The organism is Kitasatospora sp. NPDC056783, assembly GCF_042789895.1.
GTDB lineage: Bacteria > Actinomycetota > Actinomycetes > Streptomycetales > Streptomycetaceae > Kitasatospora.
The window spans coordinates 1-5,019 of sequence record NZ_JBHUAF010000504.1 but is presented as its reverse complement, the minus strand read 5'-3'; the positions used below and the strand labels follow the sequence as shown (position 1 = coordinate 5,019).

Genomic DNA, 5,019 nt, shown 5'->3' with positions numbered 1-5,019 from the left:
CGGGCAAGGAGGTGGGCCCCTCCTGCCCGAAGGCGGGCAAGGAGGTGGGCCCCTCCTGCCCGAAGGCGGGCAAGGAGGTGGGCCCCTCCTGCCCGGCGGCGGGCAAGGAGGGAGGATGTACCGCACCGGCGACTTGGTGCGCTGGACGCCCGCCGGCGACCTGGAGTTCGTCGGCCGCGCGGACGACCAGGTCAAGCTGCGCGGCTTCCGGATCGAACTCGGCGAGGTGGAGGCCGCGTTCGCCGCCCACCCGGCGGTCGGCCAGGTCTGCGTGGCCGTCCGCCAGGACCAGCCCGGCGACAAGCGCCTGGTCGCGTACGTCACCGGCGAGGTCGGGGCCGAGGAACTGCGCGGCTTCGTCGCCGACCGGCTGCCCGGCTCCATGCTGCCGGCCGCGATCGTCGTCCTCGACGAGCTGCCGGTGAACCCCAACGGCAAGGTGGACCGCAAGGCGCTGCCCGCGCCCGACTACCGCGGCGCCGACGGCGGGCGCGAGCCGCGCACCGCCACCGAGCGGGCCCTTTGCGAACTCTTCGCCGACGTCCTCGGGTTGGCACGGATCGGCATCGACGACAGCTTCTTCGACCGCGGCGGGGACTCGCTGCTCGCCACCCGGCTGGTCAGCCGCATCCGCGCCGCCCTGGGCGCCGAGCCGCCGATCCGCGCGCTCTTCGAACACCCGACGGTCGCCGCCCTCGCCGCCGCGCTGCCCGAGTCCGCGACGGCCCGTCCGGTCCTGCGGCCCGCCGAGCGGCCCGAGCGCGTTCCGCTCTCCCCCGCCCAGCAACGCCTGTGGTTCATCGAGCAGTTCGAGGGACCGAGCGCGCTCTACAACACCCCCGTCGCGGTCCGGCTGACCGGCGCCGTCGACCTGCCCGCCCTGGAGCTGGCCGTGCGGGACGTGGTGGCGCGACACGAGGTGCTGCGCACCGTCTTCCCGACCGTGGACGGCCGTCCGCACCAACTGGTCACCGGCAACACCGAATCGGCGCTCCGGCGAATACCGGTGGCCGACGAGACGGAGCTGCGGACCGCGCTGCTCACGGCCGGGGCGGAGGTCTTCGACCTCGCCCGCGACCTGCCGGTGCGCGCCACCCTGCTGTCCCTGCCGGACGACGAGCACGTCCTGCTGCTGCTGTTGCACCACATCGCCGGCGACGGCTGGTCGGTCGCCCCGCTCTTCCGCGACCTCGCCGAGGCGTACCGGGCCCGGCTGGCCGACACCGGACCGCAGTGGGAGCCGCTGCCGGTGCAGTACGCCGACTACACCCTCTGGCAGCGTGAACTGCTCGGCACCGACGAGCGGCCCAGCGCCCTGCTCACCGATCAACTCGCCTACTGGCGCGCGGCCCTGGCCGACGCCCCGGAGGAACTGGCCCTCCCCTACGACCGCCCGCGCCCGGCCGCGCCGGGGCATCGTGGCGGCCTGGTGGAGATCCCCGTGGACGCCGAACTGCACGGCGCGCTCACCGCGTTGGCCTCCGAGCGGAACGCCAGTCTGTTCATGGCCCTGCAAGCCGCCGTCGCCACCCTCTACACCCGCCTCGGCGCCGGCACCGACCTGCCCATCGGCACCCCCGTCGCCGGACGCACCGACGAAGCCCTCGACGACCTGGTCGGCTTCTTCGTCAACACCCTCGTCCTGCGCACCGACACCAGCGGCGACCCCACCTTCCGCGAACTCCTCGACCGGGTCCGCCGCACCGACCTCGACGCCTACGACCACCAGGACATCCCCTTCGAGCGCCTGGTCGAACACCTCAACCCCACCCGCACCCCCGCCCGCCACCCGCTCTTCCAGACCCTGGTGGCACTGGAGAGCCGGGCACCGGTGCCCGCCGCCTTCGGCGACCTGGGCTGCGCGGAGCACCTCTTCGAGCTGGACGTGGCCAAGTTCGACCTGTCCTTCCGGTTCACCGAGCAGGGCCCCCGGGCGGGCCTGACGGTGGCGGTCGAGTACGCGGTCGACCTCTTCGACCACGCCACCGCCGTCTCCCTCGCCGAGCGGCTGGTGCGCGTCCTGCGCGCCGTCGCGGCCGACCCGGAAACCCCGATCGGCGCCATCGAGATCCTCGACCCGGCCGAACGCGAACGACTGCTCACCGGCTGGAACGACACCGCCGCGCCCGTTCCGGACGCCACCCTGCCCGAGCTGTTCGAGGCCCAGGCCGCCGCCACCCCCGGCGCGACCGCCGTGGTCTGCGGCTCCGAGCGGCTGGACTACGCCGAACTGGACTCCCGGGCCGAGCACTTGGCGGCCCATCTGGCCCGGACCGGAGTCGGCCCGGACACCCCGGTGGTGCTGCTGATGAACCGCTCCGCCGACCTGCTGACGGCGATCCTCGCGGTGGGCAAGGCGGGCGGCTGCTACGTCCCGCTGGACGACCGGCACCCGGCCGCGCGGCTGCGCGCGATCACCGCCGGGACGGGCGCGGCGCTCGTCGTGGTCGACGACGCGCACCGGGACCACCCGCTGGCCACCGGCGCCCCCTGCCCGGTCCTGCCGCTCACCGCGGGCTGGTTCGACGGTCCGCGCGAGCGGCGCGCCGAGCGGGCCGCGCCCCACCCGGAGCAGCTCGCGTACCTGATGTTCACCTCCGGCTCCACCGGGGAGCCCAAGGGCATCGCGATCACCCACCGGGACGTGGTGCAGCTCGCCACCGACCCGTGCTGGCACCGCGAGGAGGGCCTGCGGGTGCTGTTCCACGCGCCGCACGCCTTCGACGCCTCGACCTACGAGATCTGGGTGCCGCTGCTCTCCGGCGGCCGGGTGGTCGTGGCGCCGCCGGGCGACCTGGACGCGGCAGCCATCCGCGAGCTGGTGCGGGTCCACGCGCTCACCCACGTGCACGTCACCGCCGGCCTGTTCCGGGTCATCGCGGAGGAGGACCCGGGCATCTTCTCCGGGGTGCGCGAGGTGCTGACCGGCGGGGACGTGGTCTCCGCCCCGGCCGTGCGGCGGGTGCTGGAGGCCGTCCCGGGCATCGCGGTGCGCGCGCTCTACGGGCCGACCGAGACCACCCTGTGCGCGACCCAGTACCCGATGCCGGTCGCCTCGGCCGTACCGGGGACGGTGCCGATCGGGCGCCCGCTGGCCAACACCCGGCTGTACGTGCTGGACGCCGGGCTGCGGCCGGTGCCCGCCGGGGTCGCGGGCGAGCTGTACATCGCCGGCGCCGGCCTGGCCCGCGGCTACCTCGGCCGCCCGGACCTGACCGCCGAACGCTTCGTGGCCTGCCCCTTCGGCGAGCCCGGCGCCCGGATGTACCGCACCGGGGACCTGGTGCGCTGGACGGCCGACGGCGTGCTGGAGTTCCTCGGCCGGGCCGACGACCAGGTGAAGATCCGCGGCTTCCGGATCGAACTCGGCGAGGTGGAGGCCGCGTTCACCGCCCACGAGAACGTCGGCCAGGCGCTCGCGGTGGTCCGCGAGGACCAGCCCGGCGACAAGCGGCTGGTGGTGTACGCCACCGGCAAGGCCACGGCCGGCGAACTGCGCGCCTTCGTCGCGGACCGCCTGGCCGGCTACCTGCTGCCGGCCGCCGTCGTCGTCCTGGACAGCCTCCCGGTGACCGCCAACGGCAAGGTCGACCGCCGGGCCCTGCCCGCACCCGAGTACGCCCGGGCGGTCGAGGGCCGTGCCCCGCGCACCGAGCGGGAGCGGGCGCTGTGCGCCCTGTTCGCCGAGGTGCTGGGCGTGCCGGCGGTCAGCATCGACGACCGGTTCTTCGACCTCGGCGGGCACTCCCTGCTCGCCACCCGGCTGGTCAGCCGCATCCGCGCCGCGCTCGGCGCGGAGCTGCCGATCCGCGCGCTGTTCGACGCGCCCACGGTCGCGGCCCTCGCCGCCGTGCTGCCCGGCGACGAGCAGGCGCCCGCGCCGAAGAAGGCCCGCCCGGCCCTGCGGCCGATGCGCCGCCCGGGCGCCGGCCCCTCCTGACCGGCGGCGGAGCGCGGGCCGTCCGGCGGAGGACGGCCCGCCCCGGCCCTGCCCGTCACCGCAGCACCCGTCACCGCAGCAGCCATCACCACAGCAGCAGCACGTCGCCAGTCGGAGGCAGACCTTGATCCCGTTGTCGTTCGCCCAGCAGCGGCTCTGGTTCATCGAGCAGTTCGAGGGCCCGAGCGCCCTCTACAACACTCCGTTCGCCCTGCGGCTGACCGGCGAGCTCGACCCCGCCGCCCTCGGCGGCGCGCTGGGGGACGTGGTGGACCGGCACGAGGTGCTGCGCACCGTCTTCCCCACCACCGACGGCCGGCCCCACCAGCACGTCCTCGCCGAGGGCCGCCCGGAGCTGCGCCGCGTCCCGGTGGCCGACGAGACCGAGCTGCGCGAGCGGCTGCGCGCGGACGCCGGGCAGGTCTTCGACCTCGCCTCGGACCTCCCGCTCCGGGCCTGGCTGTACGCCCTCCCCCGGCCTGGCGAGCACGTCCTGCTGCTGCTGACGCACCACATCGCCAGTGACGGATGGTCCCTCGCCCCGCTCTTCCGCGACCTCGCCGAGGCGTACCGGGCCCGGCTGGCCGGCACCGGACCGCGGTGGGAGCCGTTGCCGGTGCAGTACGCCGACTACACCCTCTGGCAGCGCGAGCTGCTCGGCGAGGAGGACGACCCGGAGAGTCTGGTGTCCGAGCAACTCGCCTACTGGGCGAAGGAGTTGTCCGGCCTGCCGGAAGAGCCGGCGCTGCCCTGCGACCGGCCGCGACCGGCCCGGCCGAGCCGTCGCGGCGGCGCCGTCGAGTTCGAGCTGGACGCCGAACTGCACGGCGCGCTCACCGCGTTGGCCTCCGAGCGGAACGCCAGTCTGTTCATGGCCCTGCAAGCCGCCGTCGCCACCCTCTACACCCGCCTCGGCGCCGGCACCGACCTGCCGATCGGCACCCCCGTCGCCGGACGCACCGACGAAGCCCTCGACGACCTGGTCGGCTTCTTCGTCAACACCCTCGTCCTGCGCACCGACACCAGCGGCGACCCCACCTTCCGCGAACTCCTCGACCGGGTCCGCCGCACCGACCTCG

At 75.1% G+C, this 5,019-nt stretch carries 1 protein-coding gene and 1 pseudogene; both read left to right on the top strand.

Going from position 1 to position 5,019, the window contains the following annotated elements; translation table 11 throughout:
- Positions 1 to 115: 115 nt before the first annotated feature.
- Positions 116 to 3,940 (top strand): amino acid adenylation domain-containing protein, encoded by a 3,825-nt coding sequence (locus ACFRMQ_RS37940; protein ID WP_380735429.1) that lies wholly within the window; start codon positions 116 to 118, stop codon positions 3,938 to 3,940.
- A 124-nt stretch (positions 3,941 to 4,064) separates the two neighbouring features.
- Positions 4,065 to 5,019 (top strand): annotated as a pseudogene (locus tag ACFRMQ_RS37935) (condensation domain-containing protein); the annotation flags it as partial.

Excerpts from the sequence above, each read along its gene's own strand:
- ACFRMQ_RS37940 (WP_380735429.1), top strand. The coding sequence starts at position 116 with ATGTACCGCACCGGCGACTTGGTGCGCTGGACGCCCGCCGGCGACCTG.